Raw genomic sequence first — 24,185 nt, forward strand, 5'->3', positions numbered from 1 at the left:
GGGCCCTCGCCGCCGGCGGGGGGGGGGGGGGGGGGGCGGGGGGGGGGGGGGGGGGGGGGGGGGGGGCCCGGGGGGGGGGGGGGGGGGGGGGGGGGGGGGGGGGGGGGGCCGGGGGGGGGGGGGGGGGGGGGGGCCGCCCCCCCCCGCCCCCCCGCCCGGCCGCTCCAGGGTCAGGGTGCGGAGCTGCGGAACGCGGGGGCTCAGAACGCGGAGTGGGTGAACCAGTGCGCGAGCAGCGCGTCGTCCCCCCGGACGTCGATCCGCGGGGAGGTGCGGTCGAGCCGGCCGTAGAGGAGGAGCAGGAGGTCGGCCGCGCCGGCGCGGACGGTCGCGTCGGCCGTGACTCCGGCGCCGTCCGGGTCGAGCCCGAAGCCGTCCGGTCGCAGGCGGACCAGCCAGTCGCCCTCGCCGTCGGTCCGGGTGAAGCGCAGGGTGCGGTCGGAGCCGCGCAGTTCGGCGGTCCGCGGCGCGAAGAGGGCCGCGAAGGGCAGGTTGGTGAGGAACTCGTCCACCCCGTCGGCGGCGAGCACCGGGTCGAGGTCGGGGGTGCGGCCGAGCGCGAGTTCGGCGTCGGCGCGGTGCACGAGGGTCTCGAACAGCATCCGCCGCACCCAGAAGCGGGCGTGCTGGTCGGCGCCCCAGGCCCACATCGGCGCGTCGAGGTCGAGTTCGGCGAACGCCTCGGCGGCCTCGGCCGAGGCCTCGGCGAGCCAGGCCGGGTAGCCGTCCGGCCGTTCGGGCAGCCGCAGGTCGACCTCGCGGCTGCGGGGCGGCTCCTGGACCCGGCCGCGCAGCAGCACGGTGAACCAGCGCTGCACGCTGCCGGTGTGGCGGGCGAGGTCGGTCAGCGTCCAGCCGGGGCAGCCGGGCACCGGGGTGTCCGGGTCGGCGTCCCGGAGGACGGTGACGAGGCGGGCGGTCTCCGCGGCGACGGCGGCGCCGTGGTCGATGGTGGTCATGGGGTGCTCGCTCGGGTACGGGGGTGGATGGGTGTGGGGCGGACGGGCTCGGGGTGGACGCGTGCCGACGGGCGTCGGCCGGGCCGCGGGTCCCGGCAGGTGCCGGCCGGGCCTCGGGGGCGACGGGCCGGCCCGTCGGACGGTCAGTCCAGCGGCTTGTCGACGACGGCCTTGGCGTGGCTGAAGGTGTCGATCGAGTACTCGCCGTGGTACCGGCCCATGCCGCTCTCGCCGACCCCGCCGAACGGCAGCTCCGGCATGGCGAGGTGGGAGACCGGCAGGCCGAAGGCGAGCGCGCCGGAGGAGGTCTCCTCGGTGAGCCGCTCCTTGGTGCGCTCCGACGCGGTGAAGGCGTAGAGGGCGAGGGGCTTGTCGCGCTCGTTGACGAAGGCGATGGCCGCGTCGAGGTCGGGCACGGCGACGATCGGCAGGATCGGGCCGAAGATCTCCGCCCGCATCACCGGGGCCTCGGGGGAGACGTCGGCGAGCACGGTCGGGGCGAGGTAGCGGCTCGCGCTGTCGTGGGTGCCGCCGGTGACGGTCCGCCCGTCGCCGAGCAGCGCGGTGAGCCGGTCGAAGTGGCGCTCGTTGACGATGCGGCCGTAGCCGGGGTCGGCGGCCGGGTCCTCGCCGAACAGCTCGCGGACGGCCTCGGCCAGGCGCGCCTCCAGCTCGGCCGCGGTGTCGCCGACGGCGAGGACGTAGTCGGGGGCGACGCAGGTCTGACCGGCGTTGAGGAACTTGCCCCGGGCGATCCGCTGCGCGGTGACGGCCAGGTCGACGCCGGGCTCGACCACGACGGGGCTCTTGCCGCCGAGTTCCAGGGTGACCGGGGTCAGGTGCCGGGCGGCGGCCGTCATCACGATCCGGCCGACCGCGCCGTTGCCGGTGTAGAAGATGTGGTCGAAGCGCTGTTCCAGCAGGGCGGTGGTCTCCGGGACGGCTCCCTCGACGACGGCGACGGCCTCCGGGTCGAGGTAGCGCGGCAGCAGCCGGGCGATGGCGGCGGAGGTCGCGGGGGCGAGCTCGCTGGGCTTGACGACGGCCGCGTTCCCGGCGGCCAGCGCGCCCACCAGCGGGGCCAGCGCCAGCTGCAGCGGGTAGTTCCACGGCGCGATGATCAGCACGACGCCGAGCGGGTCGCGCACCACGCGGGCCGCGGCGGGCCGGAAGACCTCGGGCACCTCGGCGGGCTTGGGCCGCAGCCACTGCTCCAGGTGGGCGACGGTGTGGTCGAGCTCGTTCAGGGTGAAGCCGACCTCGGTGCGGTAGGCCTCGGCGGTGCCCTTGCCGAGGTCGGCGTGCAGGGCCTGCAGGAGCTCCTCGGACCGCTCGGTGAGCAGCGCGCGCAGCGCCGCCAGCTGGGCCAGTCGCCAGGCGAGCGGCTTGGTCCGGCCGGTGTCGAAGGTGGCGCGCAGCCGGGCGACGGTGGCGGGGACGCCGGCGGTGCCGGGGGCGTCGGGGGCGGTGTCCGGGGTGGCGGGGGTGTGGGTCATGGGGGCTCGCGGTCCTTCCGAGTGTCTTGAGGTCGTCGATGGTTTATGACCTCAAGCATTGTTGGACCGTAGACCTCGATGGTTGAGGATGTCAAGCAATCTGCCTATGCTCGACACCGTGCACGAGAACCCCCGGCCGGACCGGACCGCCACGCCGATCGAACTGATCGAGCAGCTCGCCCGGGTCGCCGCGGCCTACTACCGCCACTTCGCCGCCGCCGCGGCCGGGCACGGGCTGACCCTGATGCAGGGCAAGACGCTCAGCCTGCTGACCCGCCCGCGCTCCATGCGCGGCCTCGCCGGACTGCTCTCCTGCGACGCCTCCAACGTCACCGGGATCGTCGACCGCCTGGAGGCCCGCGACCTGGTGCTCCGGGAGCCCGACCCCTCCGACCGCCGGGTCAAGAACATCGCGCTGACCGAGCACGGAGAGCGGACCGTCCGGCTGATCCGCGCCGACCTGATGTCCGGCCTCACCGCCCTCGAGGAGCTCACCGCCGAGGACCGGGGTGCCCTGCGCTCCCTGCTGGACCGGGCCTTCCCGGAGACGACCTCCGCGGCGGACCGGGCCCTGCCCGGGTAACCCCCGGCGGATCGGCGCCCGGCCTCCCGCCCGCGGCCTCCCGCCCGGGTCGGGACGGGAACCGGGCGGGAGGCGCTGCTGTGTGGACCGCCCGGTGCGGCCCCGGTCGTGGGCGGGCCGGTCGTCGCGGTGGGCTCGGGCCGTGCCCGCGGGCTCAGGACGTCCGGGTGGTGAACGCCTGCTGGTAGGCCGGCGTGGCGATGGGGCGGTGGGCGAAGAAGGCCTCGGGCAGGTCGAAGGCGTCCACCAGGACGAGCGCGTGCCCGGCCAGCCGGTCGATGGAGCGCTCCCGCAGAGCGGCCAGTCCGTCGGCCCGGTCCGGGGCCAGTTCGCCGGTGGCCAGCAGCAGCGTCCCGTGGGCCTCGATCCGGCTCAGGGTGAACAGGCGGTGCAGGTCGAGGAGCAGTGCGCGGGCCTGCGGGTCCCGTGCGGCCCCGGCCCAGGCCAGCAGGGCGGCGCCGGCGTCGTGCTCGGCCCGCGCGGTCACCGCCGCCAGGGCGTCCGGCGCGGCCGCGTTCCACCGCCGCAGGCCGTCGCCGGCGGGCGCCCCGCGGAGCCGGGCCCGGGCGCGGGCCAGCCGGTGCCCGCCGACGGCGTGCAGCAGGGCCTGGCGGGTGGCCGGGTCGCGGAGGTCGCCGGGGTGCGCGGGAGCCGCGGCGGGCGGTTCGGGCGCGCTCTCCAGGATCAGTTCGGCGCCGGCCTTGGCCCAGAGGGCGAGGTTGTCGCCCTCGGCGGTGATGGCGCCCTCGATGTCCGCCGCGAGGGGGATCAGGCCGTTGACGGGGAGCAGCCCCTGGGCGCCGCAGCGCTCGCGGCACTCGATGATCAGGTCGCGGGCCTGCCAGGTGATCCAGCCCTTGGTGATGGCGACGCGGCGTTCGGCGTGCGCACGGTCGACCCCTCCACGGCCGGCCGTGCTGGGATCGACCGGCTCGTGGTCGACGGCCTCGCGGTCGGCGGTCACGGGCCGGGTGCCGTGGTCGCCGGCCCAGTGCTCCACGGTGGCGCGGTGCAGCGCGGTCATCGCGTAGCCGGTGGCGAGCGCCTCCAGCAGGGGCCCGTGGTGGGTGCGGTGCGCCCAGACGGGCACCCGGCGGTCCGGCCGTGCACCGGTGACCTCGCGGTGGTGGGCGTAGCGGATCGCGGTGGCGAGGGCCGCCCGGGCACCGCCGATCGCGCTGGCGCTCATGCACAGCTTTCCGAGACCCACCCGGGAGATCGCGGTGAGGAACCGTTTCCGCTTGCTGCCGAGCGCGCTGGTGAGCGTGCCGTCGTCGGAGAGCCGCCCGTGGTCGCCGGTGAGCAGGGCCTCGAACGGGAGCCGGACCCGGTCGAAGGAGGTCAGGCAGTGGTCGACCGGGCTGCCCGGGCGCAGCGGCAGCGGGCGGACCGTCACCCCGGGCAGGGTGCCGCGCTCGTCGGTGAGCGGGACGAGGAACAGGAAGATCCCGTGGTCGCGGCCGTCGACCCGCAGCCGTGCGGCGACCACGGCCGACTTCGGGCCGCCGGCCGGGCCGGTGTTCGGCATGAACTTCGCGGCCGCCGGGACGGGGGTGTGGAGGGTGAAGGTGCGGTCGGTGGGGTCGTAGTCGGCGACGGTCTCCAGCGCGGCGGCGTCGTTGCCGTGGCCGAGCTCGGTGCAGAGGAAGGTGCCGATCCGCTCCATCCGGAGGTACTCGTCGAGGGGGCGCTTCGGCGCCGGGTCGTGGTCGAGGAGGGAGCCGAGGAAGAGGTTGTAGTGGATGCCGGCCAGGACGGTGAGTGCGCCGTCGAGCGGGGCCGTCCACTCGTGCAGGGCGGTCAGCAGCCGCGGGTCGGTGGCCAGTCCGGCGGCGTCGGTGCCGGCGTTGATCCGGTGCAACCGTCGGTAGGAGGCGGCGAGTTGCTCCTCGGTGCCGGCCTCGGTGCGGCGGTGCATGGCCGGGTCGGTGGTCAGCGCGCGCCAGGGGGAGTGCACCCGGTCGCGGTCGGGGCCGAAGAGGAGACGGGTGAGGTCGGCGGTCGTCGTGGTCGTGCCGGTGGGGGCGGTCGCGGCATCCGGGACGGACGGGCCGGCCGGACCGTCCGTCCCGGCCTGGGTGGAGGGTCCCGCCGGGGCGGTCGGGGCGGGGATCGGCAGGGTGTCGCTGATTAAGGTCATGTACGGGCCATTGACCGGGAGGCGGCCGGGTAACGGCTTTGTGATCAAGATCACCGGCGGTCGTCACTGCTGCTCGACACCGCCGCCGTCCGGCTCCGGGGGCCGGACGGCGGCGCCGGGATCAGAGCGAGTCGGCGCGGTGGGTGGGGCGGCCGTCGAGGAGGGTGAGCAGGACGGGGACCTCGGGCAACGCGGTGGCCGGGGTGGTCAGCGGGTCGGCGGCCAGCACGGTGAGGTCGGCGCGCCGGCCCACGGCGATCCGGCCGGCCCGCTGCTCCTCGCCGGCGGCGTGCGCGGCGTTGACGGTCATCGCCCGCAGCGCCTCCAGCGCGGTGAGCGCCTGGCCGGGGTTGTGCGGGGGCTGGGCGAGGTCGCGGCTCGGCCGGCGGTGACGGGCGCCGGCCATGACGCCGAGCGGTGGGTAGGGGGCGATCGGCCAGTCCGAACCGAGGACGACGGTGGCGCCCGCGTCCCAGAGGTCGCGGCAGCGCCAGGCGCGGTCGGCGCGCTCCTCGCCGAGGCGGCGGGACCAGTTGTCGGTGTGGTCGGCCCGGGTGAAGTCGCAGCAGTGGGTGGGCTGCATGGAGGCGATCACGCCCAGCTCGGCGAACCGGCGGACGGTGTCGTCCGGGACGGTCTCGATGTGCTCGATCCGGTGCCGGACGGCACGGTCGCCGCCGGGAGCCCCGGCCGCCCTGCCCGCCGTCCCGCCGGCCGCCTCGCCCGTCGTCCCGCCCGCGGCCCCGGCGATCGCGTCCAGCGCGTGACGGACGGCCGCGTCGCCGATGGCGTGGGTCGCGGTGGGCACCCCCGCGCGGTGCAGCTCCGCGATGACGCGGGTGTACTCGGCCGGGTCGGGCCAGAACGCGTGGGTGGACTCGCCGTGGCAGTCCGGGCGTTCCAGCCAGGCCGTGCCGTTGTCGATGGTGCCGTCCATGAACAGCTTGACGCCGTCCACCCGCCAGAGCCGGCCGCCCCGGCGCTGCTGCTCGATCAGCGCGCGCAGCCCGTCCGCGTCCACGCCCGGCTGGCACCAGGGCGCGACCCGCAGCCGCAGCGGGAGGTCGCCGGCCTCGTCGAGTTCGGCGTACAGCTCGAGGCTGTCGCCGTTGGCGTCCATCGCGTGGCCGCCGGTGAGGCCGGCGGCGGCCATCGCGGAGAGCGCGGCGGCGAGGCGGTCGCGGCGCTCCGCGCGGGTGGGCTGCGGAGCGGCGCGCTCGACGAGCTCGCAGGCGGCGTCCTCCAGCAGGAGCCCGGTGGGGCGGCCGGCCGGGTCGCAGACCACCTCGGCGGCCTGGTCGAAGCGGCGCGGGCCGTCGACGCCGGCGAGTTCCAGGGCGCGGGGGCTGGCCAGCATGGAGTGGGCGTCGAAGAGTTGGAGCAGGGCCGGGACGCCGTCGAGGACGGGGGCGAGCGCCGCGGACTCCACCGGCCGGTCGCCGAAGACGTTGGGGTCCAGGCCCCAGGCGTGCAGCCAGGCCCCGGGGGCGAGGGCGCGCACCCCCGCGGCGAGGGTGGCGCGGACGTCGGAGAGGTCGGTGCAGCCGGAGAGGTCGAGGCCGTGGGTGAGTTCGGCGCCGGTGACGGGGTGCAGGTGTCCGTCGACCAGGCCGGGGGTGACCACGGCGCCCTTCAGGTCGATCACCGTGGTGGCGGCGTCGGCGAGTTCGCGGATCTCCCGGTCGTCGCCGAGGGCGGCGATCCGGCCGTCCGCGACGGCCAGCGCGGTCTGCGGGAGGAATCCGCCGGTCGCGGGGTCGAGCAGACGGGCGGAGAGGAGGACGAGGGAGGTGCGCACGGCGGCTCCAACGGGGGTGCGGGGTGGGGGAGAAGGGGCCCGGGGCGGGTCCGGCGGATCCGGCGCGGGCCTGCCGGGCGGGTTCTACGCCTCGGCGGGAGGGCCGGCGGGCGGGTTCTACGCCTCGGCGGGAGGGGCGGCGGGGGTGTCCGGAGGGGTGGCGGGGGCGTCCGGTGCCTCGGCGGGAGGGGCGGCGAGGGTGCCCGGGGGCAGGCCGAGTTCGCGTTCGGCGGTGCTGGCCGCGAGGCCGATGACGGCGGCCGGGTGGCCGCCGAGCCCGGTGTTGGCGTGCCCGGCCAGGCCGTCGATCACCACCAGGATCTGGAGGGCCGTCACGTCGGCGTCCTCGGTGCGGAACTCGCCCTGCCGCACGCCCGTCTCGATGACGCCGCTCAGCCGGCCGCGCCAGAGGGCCTCCTGGGCGAGGACCCGCTCGGACAGGACGGGCCGGTAGCGGCTGAGGTGGCGGGCGTTGAGCCAGAGCCGGCTCATGTCGTCGTAGGCCGGCCCGGTGGCGTGGGCGAAGAACCGGGCGAGGTGGCGCAGCGGCGACCCGTCGTGGGGGTCGGCGGGCAGCAGGGTCTCGAGTTCGGCGGTGGCGGCGCTGCCGAAGGCCTCGGCGACGAGGTCCTCGACGGCGGGGAAGTAGTGGCTGATCAGCCCGGGGCGGACGTCGAGCTGCTCGGCGATCCGGCGCAGCGTGATGCACTCCAGGCCCTCGGTGAGGGCGACGGTGGCGGCGGCCCCGACGATCTCCGCCCGCCGGTCGTCGGGGGACTTGCGGACCCGTTTGCGCTGAACGCTTGACGTCATGTGCCGGATGCTATTGAGTGTGCGACCAATAAGCAAGCAGGTGGGCACGACACCCCCCACGGAAGGCCCCCACATGGCGTCCACGCTCCCGGACCACCCCCACTCCGACACCCGGTCGGCCGCACCGCCCCAGCCGGAGAAGGCCGGTCGGGTCGAGGTCCACGGCATCGACCACATCCCCGAGGACGAACGGCGCGGCCGCGCCCGCGAACTCTTCTCCGTCTGGGCCGCGGCCAACGTCAACTACCTCAACCTGGTGGTCGGCGGCGCCCTCGTCCTGGCCGGCCTCGACCTCCTCCAGGCCTTCGCCGTGGTCGTCGTCGGCAACCTCTTCTGGCTCGGCACCGGGCTGCTCGCCGTCCCCGGACCGGCCGCCGGCGCACCCAGCGAGGTGATCACCCGCGCCATGTACGGCGTCATCGGCAACCGCGTCAACAACGCGGTCACCGGCTGGATGATCTCCGTCTGCTACTTCGCGCTCAACCTCGCCGCGGCCGCCGTCGCCGCGTTCTCCCTCGCCGAGCAGGCCGGACTCACCCCGACCACCCCGATCAAGGTCGCCATCGTGGTCGCCATCGTCGTGGTCACCCTCGCCATCAGCGTCTACGGGCACGCCGCGATCGTCCGGCTCTACCTGCCGATCACCCTCGCCCTCGCCGCCGCCTTCGCGGTCGTCGGGTACGTGGTCCTGCGGCGCGCCGACTACGGCTACGCGCCCGCCGAGCCGCTCTCCGGCGGCCACCTGTGGGCCGCCGTCCTGGCCGGCGTCACCCTGATCGCCTCCGGCCCGCTGTCCTACACCACCAGCGCCGACTTCTCCCGGTACCTGCCGCACACCACCTCCCCGCGCGCCGTCCTCGGCTGGACCGCCCTCGGCGGCTTCCTGCCCAGCGTCCTCGTCGGCGGCCTGGGCGTGCTCGCCGCCACCGTCGTCGACATGACGGACCCGCAGGCCGCGCTCCAGCGGATCCTGCCCGGCTGGTTCAACCCGGTCTTCCTCCTCGCTCTCGTCGTCGGCACCATCGCCGTCAACGCCCTCACCGCCTACAGCGCGGGCCTCGCACTGCAGGCCGTCGGCATCCGCATCAAGCGCACCGTCAGCGTGCTCGTCGACGGCGCCGTCGCGGTCAGCCTCACCCTGTACGCGTTGCTGGTCTCCAACTTCCTCGACACCGTCAGCAACGTGCTCCAGCTGACCGTCGTCCTGCTCGGCCCCAGCACCGCGGTCTACGCCGTCGACATCCTGCTGCGCCGCAACCGCTACGACGGCCGCGCCCTCGGCGACGAGTCCCCGGGGAGCGCCTTCTGGTACCGGGCGGGCGTCAACCCCGCCGGCGCGCTGGCCCTCGGCGCCGGGGTGGCCTGCGCCGCGCTGTGCGTCGACACCCTCTACACCGGGCCGGTGGCGGCGCTGTTCGGCGTCGACCTGGCCCTGCCGGTCGGCATGGTCGTCGCGGCGGCCGTGTACGCGGTGCTGATGCGTCGCCCGGCGGCGCGGCGGCAGGTCTGACGGGGGAGGTCCTCCCGGGGGGTTCGGCCGGGGAAGCCGGGGTGGGGGTCCGGCCGGGGAGGTCCGGACGGGAGGTCTGGACGGGAGGTCTGGACGGGAGGTCCGACGGGGTCGGCTGTCGGCTCGCACGGGGGGCCTCCCGGCCGACGGCTTCTCCCGCCCGTCGGGGGTCCGTTCCCTCCCCGGCCGTCCGCCGAACGCCCGCCGGGTGTCAGTGCGGTCGGTTAGGGTGCCGACCGGTAGCCCGGTCCACGGCGGATCGGCGCCAGGGGAGGGGGCGTTCATGACGAACGGTACCGCCGGGGCCGGGGCCGGGGCCGGGGGCGGTGACGGCATCAGATGGCTCGCCGACGCCGGCGGGTCCCTCGACGGCGTGGTGTTCGCCCGGGGCATCCCGCCGCAGGAGCTCGCCCGCCGGATGGGTGCCGATCCGGCCGCCGCCACCGGGCCGATCAGCGGCACCGAGGTGTGGGAGCTCGACATCGAGGTCTACCGCCCGAGCGACGACGGCGACGGCGTGATCCGGGTCGGGGAGGCCGGCGGCTGGTCCTTCGCGGTCGAGTACGGCGACTCCACCGGCGGCGAGCGGCTGACGGAGATAGCCTGCGACGGCGCCGAGGTGGTCCACTTCCGTCCGATGCCCGAGCACCCGCCGGCGCTGCTCGACTACGCCCGCGACGGCGCCGTGCTCTGCGGCTTCGGCCTCGCGGAGGAACGCTGGCGCTGGGGCCGGGAGCCCGATCTGCTGCTGCCCGACCTGGTCGCCGCGGGCGTGCTCGAAGCCGACGGGGTGACGTACCGGGGCCCGGTGGGCGAATCGCACGAGGCCGTCCGGCGGCGCGCCCTCGGCGCCGTCGAGCGCCGCTTCGGCCTCACCCTGCCCCGGGCCGTCCTCGGTGACCTCCGACTGCCGGCGTACGCGGTGCGCGGCACGCCGGGGCTGGAGCTGCAGGCCCGCTGAGCGCCCGCCGGGCGTCCGTCCCGGCGGCCCGTTCCCGTCGCGTCCCCGGCGTCACGTCCCGCCCTCGCGTCCCCGACGTCGCGTGCCCGGCGTCACGTGCCCGACGTCGCGTCCCGCCGGCCGTCCCCGGTCACAGCGGGTCGCCCAGCGGGCCGTAGGTGTCGACCAGGGCCTCGGCCCAGTGCGCCGCGAAGTCGGGCCGGGTGCCGTCCGCGTCGGTGAAGCCGTACTCCTGGTAGAGCCCCCAGGTGGCCAGCGCCCGGCCGCTCTTCGCCATCACCTCCGGGTCGGCGGCGAGGGCGGCGACCGCCCGGCCGAGGTAGGCGGGGCTCTCCGAGTACGCGAAGTCCGGGTCCTGGGCGGCGGCTTCGCGCCAGGTCTCCTCGGTGACGCCGAAGTGGTCCAGGACGGCCTCGGAGCGCAGGAAGCCGGGGGTCAGGGCGACGGCGGCGACGCCGTGCGGCCGCAGCTCGGCGGCCTGGGCGAAGGCCAGCCGGATCACCGCGGACTTGGCGAGGTCGTAGAAGAACGAGCCCCGGTAGCGCGCGGTGTTGCCGTCGGTGACCTCGACCACCAGGCCGCTGCGCCGGGCGACCAGCAGCGGCAGGGCGTACCGGCTGGTGATCACGTGGGTCTCGACGGCCTGGCGCAGCAGCCGCAGGCCGGTGTCCAGGTCCTGCTCCCAGAGCGGGTGTTCCCAGTCGACGAGCGGATCGCCGCCCCAGACGCAGTTGACCAGGACGTCCAGCCGTCCGTCCTGCTCGGTGGAGATCCGCTCGACCAGGGCCCGGACGGCCGCCGGGTCGCTGTGGTCGGTGGGGGCCGGGATCGCCGTCCCGCCGGCCGCGGTGATCCGGTCGGCCGTCTCCTCGACGGTCTCCGGGCGGTCCAGCCCGGTGGTGCCGGCCGTCCGGCTGCTGCGGCCGGTGACGTACACGGTGGCGCCGGCGGCGCCCAGCTCGACGGCGATGCCGCGGCCGCCGCCGCGGGTGCCGCCCGCGACCAGGGCGACCTTGCCGGACAGCGGCTTGGGGGCGGTGCTCATGATTCCTCCGACGTCGTGGTCGTGGTCGTGGTCCGGATCGTGCCGGTGCCGGTGCCGGTGGGGCCCGTGCCGGCGGGGACGTGCGGGTGCGGGGCGAGGTCCGCGGCGAGGTGGGGCGCGAGCAGGTCGGTGAGCTCGGTGCGCAGCCGGTCCGGCAGCGTCCCCTCGCGGTCCAGCGCCCAGGTCAGTCCCGTTCCGGCGACGACCGTCTGCACCGAGCGGGCCAGGCGTGCCGGGTCGGCGGAGAGGCGGAGTTCGCCGAGGGCCGCGGCCGCCTCCAGCATCCGGGCGACGGCCCGCCCCTGGGCGCGGTGCACGGTCAGGGCGTGGGCGTGCAGCTCCGGGTCGGCGAGGTCCATCCCGAGGAAGGCGAGGTGGTTGGCGAAGCTCTCGGGGCTGGCCAGGGGCGCGGTCTCCTCCTCGGCCAGCGCGAGCAGTGCGGCGAGCGGTGAGGCGTGCGCGGCGCGCAGCCGTTCGTACCGCGCGTCCGCCGCGTCCGCCGAGGCGCGAGCCAGCGCCAGCAGCAGTCCGCGCTTCGACCCGAAGCGCTGCACCAGCGTCGCCGGCGCCACGCCGGCGGCCCGTGCCACGGCGGCGAGCGTCAGTCCGGCGGGGCCGACCCGCCCCATCACCTCGGCGGTGTGCCGCAGCAGCACGGCGTCCTCGACACCCCGGGGGCGTCCGGCCATGGTGCACTCCCATCCCATTCATAAATGACTGTTCATTTATTAATACGGGACGGATGCGGCGAGGGCAACGCCCGGTGCGGCGGGTCGCGCCGCGCGTCCGTTGCTCCGCGTACTACCTTGTGGGCTGTTTCGACACGCTCCGTAGTCAAAGCGGCGGACAGGTCGTACCGTATCCGCTGAGCTGACCCGCCCCACGGAAGGCCGATCATGACCACCCAGTCCACCCAACTCCCCACCACCATCGATGCGGTGATCGACAGGATGGAGCAGGTCGACGCCGAACTCGACCCCCGCGACGGCGTGGCCTGCTTCAACCGCATGTATCTGAAAGTGACCAAACTGGTCAAGGAGAAGGTCGCCGCCGGCGGCTTCGAGGACAACGCGTTCATGGAGCGCATGGACGTCCTGTTCGCCGGGCTCTACCTCGCGAACGTCGACGCCGCGAAGGCCGGGAAGCCGGTCGACCCGGCCTGGGAGCCGCTCTTCCGGATGCGCGGCAACCGGGTCGTCTGGCCGATCCAGTTCGCCCTCGCGGGGATGAACGCGCACATCGACCACGACCTCGCGATCAGCGTGGTCGAGACCTGCAAGGAACGCGGCACCGCGCCCGAGCGCCCGCCGGTCCACCGGGACTACGAGAAGGTCAACGACCTGCTGGCGAGCGTCGAGGCCGAGGTCCGGGCCGAGTTCGAGGGCCGGCTGGTCCGGATCGCCACCGCGCCCGCCGAGTCGCTCAAGCACGCCGTCAGCGGCTTCAGCATCAGGGCGGCCCGCGACGTCGCCTGGGGCGCGGCGAACGGTCTGTGGGCCGTGCGGGGCCTCCCGTTCGCCTACAACGGCCAGCTCGCCCTCATGGCCCAGGGGGTGCGGACCACCAGTCACGGGATCCTCGTCCCCGTCGTCCCGCCGCCGGCCGGGTAGCCCCGGCGCGCGTGGAGCGGCGGCCGTTCCCCGGTGGGCGGGGGGCGGCCGCCGCGTCGTGCGGCGGACCGTCCGGCCCGCCGCTACGGCGTTCCGGTCAGGGGTTCACCGTCACGGTGATGGTCTCGGGGGTGGCGCTGTTGTCCTGGTACACCGAGTCGCCGCTGTAGACGGCGGTGATGGTGTGGGTGCCGGCGGTGCGGAAGGCGGTGACCGTCCCGCTGGCGGCGCACCTGCCGAGGGAGACGAACAGGCGCCCCGTGCCGAGGGTCGTTCCGGTGGTGGTGTCGGTGAACGTGACGGTTCCGGTGGGCCTGGTCGTGGAGGCCCCGCGGGGGCAGACGATGTCGTTGAGTACGACCGGCGAGCCGATCCGGGTGCGCTGGGGCATCGCCGTCATGGTCGTGGTGATCGGCTCGCCCACGGTGTAGCTGATGATCACCTGGCCGTTGTGGTTCGCCGTTCCGATCGTGGAGGCCGCATAGGACGTCCCGGTGCCCGACGGCGTCGCGAAGCTGCTCCCGCCACCGCCTCCGCCGCCGCTCGCCGCGGTGCCGGTGTTGTTGACGGCACCGCTGCCGCCGCCCCCGCCGGCGAAGTACCCGCCGCCTCCACCGCCCCCGGCACCGGTGGCGGTGGCGGCGCAGCCGCCGCCGATGGAACCGCCGGCGCCGCCGGTGCCGACCGTGTCGCCGACGAACCCGCCTCCCGGCCCACCCGTTGTGACGCCGCAGAGCGGAACGCTGCCGGCGGTCCCACCGGGACCACCGGTGGTCGTGCTGGTGCTGCCGCCGCCACCGCCCTGGCCCGGCGAAGCCCCGGGGCCGGTGGCGCTTCCCGCGGTACCGGCGGTGGCGTCCGGCGTCGTCCCGCCGTTGCCCCCGTTCCCTCCCGCACGGGTCGCCCCGGTGCCGCCGGCGGCACCGCCGCCCCCGGCGACCACCAGGAAGGAGCCCGCGCTGACGCTGGAGGCCCCGCCCCCGCCCGGACCTTCCGCCTTGAAGCCGGTGACCGGGATGCCCCCGCCCGGGGCGCCGCCGTTGAACCCGCCGGCACCCCCCGTACCCGTGCCGTTGCAGCCCTTGCCGCCCGCGCCGCCGACGGTGACGGTGACCGTCGTCGTGGCGGTGGTCTGCGGGAGGGTGGTGACGACCCGTGCCCCCGTACCGCCGGCCCCCGTGGCGGAACAGGAGGTGCCGGTGTTGTCGGCGCCGCCCGCGCCGTCGGCGGTGATCGTGATCACCGCCTGGGCCGGGATGGTGAGGCTCTGCGGGGCGCCGGTGAAGCCGAAGGTGAACACCGGGTCGGCTCCTCGGGTTCGCGCCGGGGTGGCGACCGGCGCAGGCCCCGTTGCGGCGGCGGTTGCGGGGGCCGGCCCGGTACCGGCCAGGGCCGCGCACATCCCTGCCACGATCCCGGCCTGCCACCACCGTGCACGGGCGCGGACGCCTGCTTCTCCTTCGACGGCGGGATGTCCGGGGGCGTGGTGTCCGGTCACTGCGGTCTCCCGATGTGCTGGCTTGAGGTGGGGCTTCGGGGTGCTGGATCGCGCGATCGGTACAGCGGTGGTGTCCCTGGCCCGGAGCGCGATCGACAGGCACAGCGTGACGACCGGACGGCCCGTGTGCCCCGATTGCGCCGACAGCGGCATGCCGCACACCATCACACTGGGCCGTGTGCGAACTCACTGGGCGGCGTACGGCAGGAAGCCGCAGGCCGTGGGCCCGGTGTGCGTCGGCATGGGTGGACTCGCGCTGGTCGTGGGCGGATGACTGCGTGGGCCGGCCGTCGGTCGGCGGGCTGCTTCGCGGCTCGTCAGGACCGGTCGGTGCCCGTACCGCGGCCGAGGCCCGAACCGCAGCCGGCGCCTTGTGGGGGCGCGTCGGGCTCCTCGTCGTGCGGGGCCCGGGGGGTTGGAGCGCCTGCCTCCGGCCTGGCTGTCAGGCCATCAGGCCATCAGATGGTCAGGCCGTCAGGCCGTCAGGCCGTCAGTGCGGCCGTGCGCAGGCGGGAGGCCGAACGGGCCAGCCGGAAGGCCGCCACCAGGGTGGGGCAGAATCCCACGGCGCAGGCGAGGAGGACGCCGACCGGCGTCAGACCGGGGCCGGAGACGGCCAGCACGGCGGCGGCCAGCGGGGTGATCAGGGCGGGCGAGAGCAGGAGCAGGGCCGCCTGCCGCTTCTCCCGGCGGGTCCACTGCGGGGAGCGCCACACCCGGGTCGCGGCGATGACCGCGGCGGCCAGTGCGAGCGGCGGCCCGAGGGCGGGGATCAGCACCAACGGCATCGGGAGCACGGCGAGGATCAGGGTGCGGGTGGTGCGGCCGGCGCTCTCCGGTTCGGGCCGCGCCCGGCCCTCCTCGTCGAGCGCGGCGTCGGCGATCGCCCGTGGGCTGCCCAGCTGCTCCAGGACCCGTCGGACGGCGGCCTCGTCGGCGGGGTCGCACTCGGAGAGGGAGATCTCGACGTGCTCGCGCAGGTCCGCCAGCAGCTCGCGGCGGCGCTCCTCGGGGAGCGGGGCGGTGTAGCGGGCGACCGCGTCCAGGTGGGTGCGGACCAGGGGGTGCTCGATCGGCTCGTTCACGGGTTCTCTCCCGGGGTCAGGACGTGGTCGACGGTTTCGCGGAAGGCCGGCCACAGGGCGGTGAACTCCGCCAGTGCGCTGCGGCCCGCGTCGGTCAGGGTGTAGTACCGGCGGGACGGGCCGCTGGCCGAGTCGCGCAGGAAGGTGTCGGCGAGCCCGGCGCGGCGCAGCCGGGACAGCAGGGGGTAGATGGTGCCCTGGCTGGTCGCCAGCATCGGGAACCGGCCGAGTTCCTGGAGCAGCTCCACCCCGTAGCGGGGGCCGTCCCGCAGCAGGGCGAGGACGCAGTACTCCAGCACGCCCTTGCGTAGCTGCGTCGCCACCGGCCCGTCGGCCGGGTCGCCGGCGCCCTCGTGCTGTGCGATGCCAGGTACCATGCAATGCAAGATAGCAGGCGAAGCAAGATAGTGCGACGGGCGACGGGCGACGGGCGACGGCTCCGGATGCGGTGGCGGTGGCGGTGCCGGGTGCGGTGGCGGTGCCGGTGGGGATGGCGGGCGCGCCGCGGCATCCCCACCGGGTCAGGCCTGTGCGCGCGGCCCCGGGCGCCAGGCGGCCAGGTGGGCGGCCAGGACGGAGGCGGCGTCCGGGGTGGTCTCGCGCAACGCGACCATGGCGGCCGTGATCACGTCGCACAGCTCGCCCTGCAGGTCGGCCACCGTGTGGCTGACGCCCTTGCGCGGGTTGGCGCCGAGCACGCCGAGCAGGGCCTCGGCGACCTCCCCGGCCTCCTCCTGGATCTTCACCACCTGGAGCGGCAGCAGCGGCTGCCCGATCGCCGCCCGGTGGTCGGAGAGGTGGCGGTGGATCTCGTCGATCACGGCCCAGACCCGGGGCCTGCCGGTGCGCAGGTGGCCCTCCAGCTGGCGCAGGTAGTCCCTGACCGCCGGCGGCACCTTCATTCCTTGGGCCTCGGCGATCGGGACGAACCGCAGTTCCTGGCCTTCGCCGAGGACCAGGTCGGCCGGGTCGACGTCCACCACGGCGTGGAAGAAGCGGTACGGGCCGGTGGTCGCGCCCTCGTACGGCACGGGGTCGAAGGGCAGCAGGCCGGGCACGTCCAGGCCGGTCTCCTCGCGCAGCTCGCGGACGGCGGTCAGGTACGGCGTCTCGCCCGGTTCGCGGTGGCCACCGGGGACGACCCAGTACGCGGGCCAGCAGATGTCCGGCCTGTCGTCGCGCAGTTGGAGCAGGACCTCGTGCTGGCTGTTGGTGATGAAGACGTCCACGCTGTCGTAGTCGTCGTCGGCCGGGCCCGCGCTCGTCCTCGCGGACGCGGAGGCGGAGGCGGAACCGGACTCGCTGGAGCTGGAGCTGGAGCTGGAACCGGTGGAGTCGAAGCTCGTGAAGTCGGTGCTCAAGTCGCCCTCCCTGCAGACGGGGCCGCCGCCCGGCGCGGGCGGCCGGCGGTTGAGGCTGCCACCTGACGGGCGGCTTGAACCCTCACCCGGAGGGCGGATCGCTCCTTCACCCGGACGGCCGGTGGCGGCCGGTCCGGCGCACGCCCCCCGTCCGGGGCTTCCGGCGGGCACGGCCGCCCCGCCGCCCCTAGGGTCGGTGATGCGTCGACCGTGCCGGGCGCCGGGGCGTACGCCGCGCGGCCGTGCGCCGGAGCGCGCCCGTCAACCCGAGAGGTGGACCGCACCATGCAGACCGTCGTTCGCGGGGCCGGAGCGGTCGGCCTGGCAGCGCTGCTGTTCACCGGTGCCGTCGGCTGCCAGGACGACGGCCGGTCCACGGCCGAGCCGGCGCCGACCTCTCCGACCTCCCCGGCCGACCGGGCGGCCATGGCGGCCGCGGCGACCACGAGCGGCGGGCCGTCCGCCCGGAACCTCGACTGGCACACCTGTGCCGCACCCAGTACCGCCCAGGGCGCCGGGACGGCTCCCGCCGGCGACTGGCAGTGCGCCACCCTCAAGGTCCCGCTGGACCACGCCGACCCGGGCGGCCGCACCATCGACCTGGCACTGATCCGGACCCCGGCCAAGGACGCGCAGCACCGGATCGGCTCGCTGCTGTTCAACTTCGGCGGCCCCGGCGCTTCGGGCGTGGCCACCCTGCCGGCCTTCGCGGCCACCTACGACTCCCTCAACTCCCGCTACGACCTGGTGAGTTTCGACCCGCGCGGAGTCGGTGACAGCGCCGGGGTGCACTGCCTGGACGACCGGGCGACGGACGCCAGTGCGGCCGTCGACAGCACGCCGAGCAGCCCCGAGGCGGTCAAGGCCCTGGACGACAGCAACGCACAGGTCACGGCCGCCTGCGAGCACAACGCCGGCCCGGTGCTGCCCTACGTGGACACCGAGAGCGCCGCCCGCGACCTCGACCTGATGCGGCAGGCGCTCGGCGACGAGAAGCTCTCCTACGTCGGCATCAGCTACGGCACCGAGCTCGGCGGCGTCTACGCGCACCTGTTCCCGCACCAGGTCGGCCGCATGGTGCTGGACTCCGTGGTCGATCCGACCCAGGACCCCCAGCAGTCCGCGCTCGGCCAGGCCCAGGGCTTCCAACTCGCCCTCGACGACTTCATGAAGGCCTGCGCGAGCCAGGCACCGGCCTGCCCGACCGGCGGCGGCGGCGCCGAGGGCACCGCGACGATCACCGCCCTGCTGAAGAAGCTGGAGCAGTCCCCGCTGCCCACGGCGAGCGGCCGCCAACTCACCGAGAGCCTGGCCCTCACCGGCATCGCCGCCGCCCTGTACAGCCAGGAGACCTGGCCCGCGCTGGCCGCCGGCCTCACCGAGGCCACCCGACAGGGCACCGGCGACACGCTGCTCCAGCTGGCCGACGCGCTCCTCGGCCGGGACCCGCAGGGCCACTACAGCACCCTGATGTCCGCGAACCGGGCCATCTCCTGCGTGGACTCCCGACAGCGCTACTCCGACCAGGACGTCCAGCAGCAGCTGCCGCAGTTCGACAGTGCCTCACCGGTGTTCGGCGCCTTCACCGCCTGGGGGCTGACCAGCTGCACCGGCTGGCCGGTGGCGGGCAGGACCGACCATCCGGAGGTGTCCGCCGCCGGCGCGGCCCCGATCCTGGTGGTCGGCACCACCGGTGACCCGGCCACCCCGGTGGAGGGCGCCCGGGCGATGGCCCAGGAGCTCGGCCCCGGCGTCGGCGTCACCGTCACCCTGCAGGGCGAGGGCCACGGCGGCTACAACACCGGCAACCCCTGCCTGAAGAAGATCGTGGACGGCTACCTGCTGGACGGCACGGTCCCGGCCGACGGCACCACCTGCAGCTGACCCGGCGGGAGCCCGTCCGCAGCCGGCGGGGCGACCGGCAGCGGGTGAGTGGCCCACTCCATCGAATATCGATTGGCCCTGGATACCGGTCCACTCGGACGGTTAGTCTCTCCGGCGTGACCACCAAAGTCGACTTCTACTTCGATCCGATCTGCCCGTTCGCCTGGATCACCTCCCGGTGGATCCTGGAGGTCGAGCGCCACCGCGAACTCGACCTCAACTTCCGGGTGATGAGCCTGTCCGTCCTCAACGAGGGCCGCACCGACCTGCCCGAGCGGTACCAGCGCCTGATGACCACCGGCTGGGGCCCCGTCCGGGTCTGCATCGCCGCCGCGGAGCAGCACGGCGAGCACGTGCTGCGCGACCTCTACACCGAACTCGGCACCCGCCTGCACGACCAGGACCGCGAGGCCGACGCCGACGTCATCCGGGAGGCCCTGGTCGCGGCCGGGCTGCCCGAACAGCTCGCCGACGCCGCGGACAGCACCGCCCACGACATCGCCCTGCGCAAGAGCCACCACGAGGGCATGGACCCGGTCGGCGAGGAGGTCGGCACGCCGACCATCCACGTGGACGGCGTCGCGTTCTTCGGCCCGGTGCTGACGGCGATCCCGCGCGGCGAGGACGCCGTCCGGGTCTTCGAGGGCGTGCGGCTGCTGGCCGGCTACCCGAAGTTCTTCGAGCTCAAGCGCACCCGGACGGGCTCGCTCGACTTCTCCTGAGGCGTTCGCCCGGGGCCTGCACCGCCGCCCTCGGCGTCCCTCCGGCGTGCTTCCGGCCTCCTTCCGCCGGTCTCCGGGGTCCTTCGGCCTCCTTCCGCCGGCCTCCTTCCGCCGACCGCCGTCCGCCGTCTCCCGGCCCGCCGCCTCCCGCCCGGGCTGCCCCTGGCCCGCCCGCCCCGGCCCTCTCGTCGCCCCCAGGACTCCCGTCCGGGCGCATCCGGCCCCACCATGGAGGGGTGGGCCCGGAGGTGCCGAGAGGCGGTGAGCGACGATGATCGTGCGAGGACGGTCGCGCGCCGCCCGACACCCGGCCACCCCGCCGCCACACCGCGGCTGGGGGTCGGGCGTCGGCCCGGACCGTCCCCGCAAGCCCACCCCGGGCCGCCCGCCGCCGGGCAAGCCGCCCCCGCCGTCGGCGCGCCGCTGGCTGCTGCCCGTCGCCGTCCTGGTCGCCCTGCTCCTGCTGGTGCTGTTCGCGAGCCCCGGTCCGACCGGCACCCGCTACGGCTACACCGACCTCCTCAACCGGGTCGACGCCGGACAGGTCCGGACCGTGAACGTCAACAACACCGGCGGCGTCACCGGCAGCCTCAAGGACGGCACGCACTTCACCAGCCAGATCCCGACCGCCCTGGACACCTCCCAGCTCAGCCGGGCACTCGCCGACCAGCACGTCGACGTCACCGCCACCCGCAGCGGGGGCGGCTCGATCTGGTCCACCCTGCTGCTGTTCCTGCCGCTGCTGATCTTCGGCGGACTCTTCCTCTGGTCCGGCCGGATGGCCACCCGTGCGCTCGGCGGAGGCCTGAGCGCCATCGGCCGCTCCCGCGCCAAGATCATCGAGGCCGAGCGGCCCGCCACCGGCTTCGCCGACGTCGCCGGGTACGAGGGTGTGAAACAGGAGGTCAGCGAGGTCGTCGACTTCCTGCGCAGCCCGGACCGGTACGCCGCCGCCGGCGCCAAGGGCCCGCGCGGGGTGATCATGGTCGGTCCGCCCGGCACCGGCAAGACCCTGCTCGCCCGCGCCGTCGCCGGCGAGGCCGAGGTGCCGTTCCTCTCCGTCACCGGCTCCGGCTTCGTCGAGATGTTCGTCGGCGTCGGCGCCTCCCGCGTCCGTGACCTCTTCGACGAGGCCCGCAACCGCGCACCGTCCATCATCTTCATCGACGAGATCGACGCCGTCGGCGGCCGCCGAGCCGGCGGCACCCGGCTCGGCGGCAACGACGAACGCGAGCAGACCCTCAACCAGCTGCTCGCCGAGATGGACGGCTTCGACCAGAGCACCGGCATCGTCGTCATCGCCGCCACCAACCGCCCCGACGCCCTCGACCCCGCCCTGCTGCGCCCCGGGCGCTTCGACCGCCAGGTCACCGTCCCGCTGCCGAACCAGGCCGAACGGGCCGCCATCCTCGCCGTCCACGTGCGCGGCAAGACCCTCGCCCCCGACGCCGACCTCGACCGGATCGCCCGCGGCACCCCGGGCTTCTCCGGCGCCGACCTCGCCAACCTCCTCAACGAGGCCGCCATCAACGCCGTCCGCGCCGACCGCGCCACCCTCACCGCCGCCGACCTCGACGCCGCCCGCGACCGCGTCCTGCTCGGCCGCCGCGACTCCTCCAACGCCCTGCTGCCCGAGGAGCGGCACGCCGTCGCCGTCCACGAGTCCGGGCACGCCCTGATGGCCGCGCTCTGCGAACACGCCGACCCGGTCGCCAAGGTCACCATCATCCCGGCCGGCGTCGCCCTCGGCGCCACCGAGCAACTCCCCGAAGCCGAACGCCACCTGTACAGCGAGAGCTACCTGACCGACCTGCTCACCGTCCAACTCGGCGGGCGGGCCGCCGAACTGGTCGTCTTCGGCGAAGGCTCCACCGGCGCCGCCAACGACCTCGCCAACGCCACCGGCGTCGCCACCCGGATGGTCCGCGAGTTCGGCCTCTCCCCGGAACTCGGCCCCGTCGGCTACTCCTCCGGCGCCCCGCAGTTCCTCGGCGACGCCCCGGAGGACCTGCTCCGCCGCCCCTACTCCGAACAGACCCAGCGCGCCGTCGACGAAGCCGTCGCCCGCCTCCTGCGCCGCGCCGAACAGCGCGCCGTCGACCTCCTCCGCGAACACCGCCACCACCTCGACGAACTCGCCGCCCTCCTCGTCGCCCAGGAGACCGTCGACGGCACCGTCGTCCTCACCCTCCTCACCCACCCCACCCCCGCCCCCTGACCCCCACGCCCAGCCTGGCCTGATGCATCCCCGCACCCCGCGCCCCCGGCGCTGAATCCCTGTGTGCGGGGAGGACCGCCGAGGTGCGGATCACCGATGCGCGGGGGCGGCCGACCCCCGCAGGCATGCGGAGGGTGGCGCGGGCGGCCGGCCATCCGGCGCTCGAGTCCCGCACCATGTGCGCGAGTCGGGGGTCGGCGCCGTCCCCCGGTTCCATCAGGATGCGCGCCTGCCCGGTTGGCGTGGCGGCCGGCTCGGGCGCCGTCGGGTGGGGGTTTTCGGGGGGCTTTTCCTTTCCTTCCCAGTGTCTTGACGAACCCATGACACTGGCGGACCATCATGCTGGCGCGCGCCTCACCTCCTCCACCGTTCCGCCCCCACGGACCCCCACAGGAGGACAGTCATGCGACTGCCCCGCCGAGGGAAGCCCGCTGCGGCCACCGCCGTGCTGCTGGCCCTCGCCCTCGCCACACCGATCACCGCCCGGGCGGCCTCCCCCGACCGCCGCCCCGCTCCCTCGTCCGCGTCCGTCGACGCCGCGCGGCAGTACCGGCTCGACGGCCCCCGCACCGTCGCCGAACGCACCGCCGTCGCCGCCACCGGCGCCGCCGTCGACGCCGTCCTGCCCGACGCGGTGGTGGTCACCGCCACCCCCGCCGAGGCCGAGCGGCTGCGGGCGCTCGGCTGGTCCCCGGTCGCGCTGCCCGGCCCCCGCTACGGCGCCGAGCCGGGCACCGGACAGGGCGACGGGCCCGACGTCGGGAGCCTGAGCGGGGTGAACGACTTCCCGCAGGCCGACTCCGGCTACCACAACTACGCCGAGGCCACCGCCGACATCGACGCCGTGGTCGCCGCACACCCGGACATCATGAGCAAGCGCGTCATCGGCACCTCGTACGAGGGGCGGCCGATCGTCGCGGTGAAGATCAGCGACAACGTCGGCACCGACGAGAACGAGCCCGAGGTGCTGTTCACCGCCCACCAGCACGCCCGCGAGCACCTCACCGTCGAGATGGCGCTGTACCTGCTGCACGAGTTCGGCGACAAGTACGCCACCGACAGCCGGATCGCCAACGTCGTCAACAGCCGCGAGATCTGGGTGATCCCCGACCTCAACCCGGACGGCGGCGAGTACGACATCGCCACCGGCCGCTACCGCAGCTGGCGCAAGGACCGTCAGCCGAACTCCGGCAGCAACAGCGTCGGCACCGACCTCAACCGCAACTGGAACTACAAGTGGGGCTGCTGCGGCGGCTCCTCCGGCTCCACCTCCAGCGAGACCTACCGGGGCAGCGCCCCGGAGTCCGCCCGGGAGACCAAGGTCGTCGCCGACTTCGTCCGGCGCCGGATCGTCGGCGGCAAGCAGCAGATCACCGCGGCCATCGACTTCCACACCTACAGCGAACTGGTGCTCTGGCCGTTCGGCTGGACCACCGCCGAGACGGTGCCCGGCATGACCGCCGACGAGTACAACACCTTCGCCACCCTCGGTCGCAGCATGGCCGCCACCAACGGCTACACGCCCGAGCAGTCCAGCGACCTCTACATCACCGACGGCGCGATCGACGACTGGCTCTGGGGCGCCCAACGCGTCTTCGCCTACACCTTCGAGATGTACCCCGGCCCCAACGGCAGCAGCGGCTTCTACCCGCCCGACGAGGTGATCGGCCGCGAAACCAGCCGCAACCGCGAGGCGGTCCTGCGCCTGGTGGAGACCGCCGACTGCGTCTACCGCGTGATCGGCAAGCAGCAGCAGTACTGCGGCATCCCGGCCTGACCGCACACACCTCGGAGCGGGTGCCCGGCCCTTCCTCGCCGAACGGGCCGACGCTCACGAAGAGTCGAGGCCTCCGCCGCCGGCGCGCGAGAAGCGCCGGCGGCGGAGGCCCGGCCGCTGCAGCTCAGTCGGGCCCGGTGCCACGGCAGAGGACGTCGGAAGGCCCGGTGGACGCCTCCTGATCCCGACTATCGGCAGGCCGGGCCGAAGAACACCTGGACCTTCTTCAGTGGCGGGGCGGGTGTGACGTCGGTGTCGTAGCCCGGGTTGTCGCTCGCCCAGGCCGCCTGCGTGCAGTAGCCCGGTTCCTTCGGGGCTGTCCTCTCCAGGTTCTCGAACGTCGGTTCGCAGGTCGCGATTGCGTACGCTCCGAGAAGCTCTGAGCTCGGGGGGAGACCCGGCACGACGAACCGGACGATGACGTCACGTGTGGGCCCGCAGCCGGTCGTGACCGGCGAGGGCGTACTTGTGGCTGCTGTGGCCGCCTGCGGACCCGCGGGCCGCGCCTGCACGGTCGGGCTGTGCGTGGCCGGCGTGGACGGCGGCGTTGACGGCGGTGTGGTTCTCGCTTCCCGGTCTGGACTGGCAGACGGCACCGGTGCTGCTACCGACGCCGTCACCGGAGCTGCGATGCCCGTGACCGCCGCCGGCCTCGGTTGTGTGGTCGACGCGCTGGGCGGCATGGCCCTCGGGAGAGGACCGACGATCGAGCCGATGATCCCGAT

At 75.0% G+C, this 24,185-nt stretch carries 19 protein-coding genes; 8 read left to right on the forward strand and 11 right to left on the reverse strand.

Going from position 1 to position 24,185, the window contains the following annotated elements; genetic code table 11:
* Positions 1-200: 200 nt before the first annotated feature.
* Both ACFYUY_RS35045 and ACFYUY_RS35050 read right to left on the reverse strand, forming a co-directional pair.
* Positions 201-959 (reverse strand): maleylpyruvate isomerase family mycothiol-dependent enzyme, encoded by a 759-nt coding sequence (locus ACFYUY_RS35045; protein WP_387906847.1) that lies wholly within the window; start codon positions 957-959, stop codon positions 201-203.
* Positions 960-1,102: 143 nt separating this feature from the next.
* Positions 1,103-2,455, reverse strand: coding sequence for an aldehyde dehydrogenase family protein (locus ACFYUY_RS35050; protein ID WP_387906850.1), 1,353 nt, complete (start codon positions 2,453-2,455; stop codon positions 1,103-1,105).
* Between the two features lie 118 nt (positions 2,456-2,573).
* Between ACFYUY_RS35050 and ACFYUY_RS35055 the strand changes: the two genes are divergently transcribed.
* Positions 2,574-3,038, forward strand: coding sequence for a MarR family winged helix-turn-helix transcriptional regulator (locus ACFYUY_RS35055; protein WP_387906852.1), 465 nt, complete (start codon positions 2,574-2,576; stop codon positions 3,036-3,038).
* A 154-nt stretch (positions 3,039-3,192) separates the two neighbouring features.
* On the opposite strand, the gene ACFYUY_RS35060 is transcribed toward ACFYUY_RS35055, so the two are convergent.
* From ACFYUY_RS35060 to ACFYUY_RS35070, 3 genes are all read right to left on the reverse strand, one after another.
* Positions 3,193-5,178 (reverse strand): acyl-CoA dehydrogenase, encoded by a 1,986-nt coding sequence (locus tag ACFYUY_RS35060; protein WP_387906855.1) that lies wholly within the window; start codon positions 5,176-5,178, stop codon positions 3,193-3,195.
* Between the two features lie 121 nt (positions 5,179-5,299).
* The gene (locus ACFYUY_RS35065; protein WP_387906858.1) at positions 5,300-6,976 is read right to left on the reverse strand and encodes an amidohydrolase; all 1,677 of its coding nucleotides are present in this window, start codon (positions 6,974-6,976) and stop codon (positions 5,300-5,302) included.
* Positions 6,977-7,093: 117 nt separating this feature from the next.
* Positions 7,094-7,789, reverse strand: coding sequence for a TetR/AcrR family transcriptional regulator (locus ACFYUY_RS35070; RefSeq protein WP_387906861.1), 696 nt, complete (start codon positions 7,787-7,789; stop codon positions 7,094-7,096).
* A gap of 73 nt (positions 7,790-7,862) precedes the next feature.
* Between ACFYUY_RS35070 and ACFYUY_RS35075 the strand changes: the two genes are divergently transcribed.
* Together ACFYUY_RS35075 and ACFYUY_RS35080 are read left to right on the forward strand one after the other, a co-directional pair.
* Positions 7,863-9,299, forward strand: coding sequence for a cytosine permease (locus tag ACFYUY_RS35075; RefSeq protein WP_360215140.1), 1,437 nt, complete (start codon positions 7,863-7,865; stop codon positions 9,297-9,299).
* A gap of 283 nt (positions 9,300-9,582) precedes the next feature.
* A complete protein-coding gene (locus tag ACFYUY_RS35080) occupies positions 9,583-10,260 on the forward strand; it encodes a DUF6461 domain-containing protein (protein ID WP_387906864.1) in 678 nt (225 codons plus the stop codon).
* Positions 10,261-10,390: 130 nt separating this feature from the next.
* Here ACFYUY_RS35080 and ACFYUY_RS35085 read toward each other — a convergent pair whose 3' ends face one another.
* Positions 10,391-11,305, reverse strand: a complete 915-nt coding sequence (locus ACFYUY_RS35085) for an SDR family oxidoreductase (protein ID WP_387906867.1) — start codon at positions 11,303-11,305, stop codon at positions 10,391-10,393.
* Positions 11,302-11,994 (reverse strand): TetR family transcriptional regulator, encoded by a 693-nt coding sequence (locus ACFYUY_RS35090; protein WP_387906870.1) that lies wholly within the window; start codon positions 11,992-11,994, stop codon positions 11,302-11,304. Before ACFYUY_RS35090 ends, ACFYUY_RS35085 begins: the two co-directional genes overlap by 4 nt.
* A gap of 207 nt (positions 11,995-12,201) precedes the next feature.
* Here ACFYUY_RS35090 and ACFYUY_RS35095 point away from each other — a divergent pair, with 207 nt between their 5' ends.
* Positions 12,202-12,915, forward strand: coding sequence for a DUF5995 family protein (locus tag ACFYUY_RS35095; RefSeq protein WP_387906873.1), 714 nt, complete (start codon positions 12,202-12,204; stop codon positions 12,913-12,915).
* Positions 12,916-13,012: 97 nt separating this feature from the next.
* Here ACFYUY_RS35095 and ACFYUY_RS35100 read toward each other — a convergent pair whose 3' ends face one another.
* The 4 genes from ACFYUY_RS35100 to ACFYUY_RS35115 form a co-directional block, all read right to left on the reverse strand.
* Positions 13,013-14,215 (reverse strand): Ig-like domain repeat protein, encoded by a 1,203-nt coding sequence (locus tag ACFYUY_RS35100; RefSeq protein WP_387906876.1) that lies wholly within the window; start codon positions 14,213-14,215, stop codon positions 13,013-13,015.
* Positions 14,216-14,895: 680 nt separating this feature from the next.
* Positions 14,896-15,498 carry an HAAS signaling domain-containing protein gene (locus ACFYUY_RS35105; protein ID WP_387906879.1) on the reverse strand — a complete coding sequence of 201 codons (603 nt, stop codon included), beginning with the start codon at positions 15,496-15,498 and terminating at the stop codon, positions 14,896-14,898.
* Positions 15,495-15,875, reverse strand: coding sequence for a PadR family transcriptional regulator (locus ACFYUY_RS35110; protein ID WP_360215161.1), 381 nt, complete (start codon positions 15,873-15,875; stop codon positions 15,495-15,497). The genes ACFYUY_RS35105 and ACFYUY_RS35110 overlap by 4 nt, the downstream gene beginning before the upstream one ends.
* A 144-nt stretch (positions 15,876-16,019) precedes the next feature.
* A complete protein-coding gene (locus ACFYUY_RS35115) occupies positions 16,020-16,859 on the reverse strand; it encodes an NUDIX domain-containing protein (RefSeq protein ID WP_387906881.1) in 840 nt (279 codons plus the stop codon).
* A 285-nt stretch (positions 16,860-17,144) separates the two neighbouring features.
* Here ACFYUY_RS35115 and ACFYUY_RS35120 point away from each other — a divergent pair, with 285 nt between their 5' ends.
* From ACFYUY_RS35120 to ACFYUY_RS35135, 4 genes are all read left to right on the forward strand, one after another.
* The gene (locus tag ACFYUY_RS35120; RefSeq protein WP_387906884.1) at positions 17,145-18,743 is read left to right on the forward strand and encodes an alpha/beta hydrolase; all 1,599 of its coding nucleotides are present in this window, start codon (positions 17,145-17,147) and stop codon (positions 18,741-18,743) included.
* A 116-nt stretch (positions 18,744-18,859) separates the two neighbouring features.
* On the forward strand, positions 18,860-19,465 hold the full coding sequence (locus tag ACFYUY_RS35125; protein ID WP_360215170.1) for a disulfide bond formation protein DsbA: 606 nt from the start codon (positions 18,860-18,862) through the stop codon (positions 19,463-19,465).
* A gap of 271 nt (positions 19,466-19,736) precedes the next feature.
* Positions 19,737-21,683, forward strand: a complete 1,947-nt coding sequence (gene ftsH / locus ACFYUY_RS35130; protein ID WP_387906887.1) for an ATP-dependent zinc metalloprotease FtsH — start codon at positions 19,737-19,739, stop codon at positions 21,681-21,683.
* A 403-nt stretch (positions 21,684-22,086) separates the two neighbouring features.
* The gene (locus ACFYUY_RS35135; RefSeq protein ID WP_387906890.1) at positions 22,087-23,460 is read left to right on the forward strand and encodes a M14 family metallopeptidase; all 1,374 of its coding nucleotides are present in this window, start codon (positions 22,087-22,089) and stop codon (positions 23,458-23,460) included.
* The last annotated feature ends 725 nt before the right edge of the window (positions 23,461-24,185 follow it).

It is taken from the genome of Kitasatospora sp. NPDC004745 (assembly GCF_042873275.1).
Taxonomy (GTDB): Bacteria; Actinomycetota; Actinomycetes; order Streptomycetales; family Streptomycetaceae; genus Kitasatospora.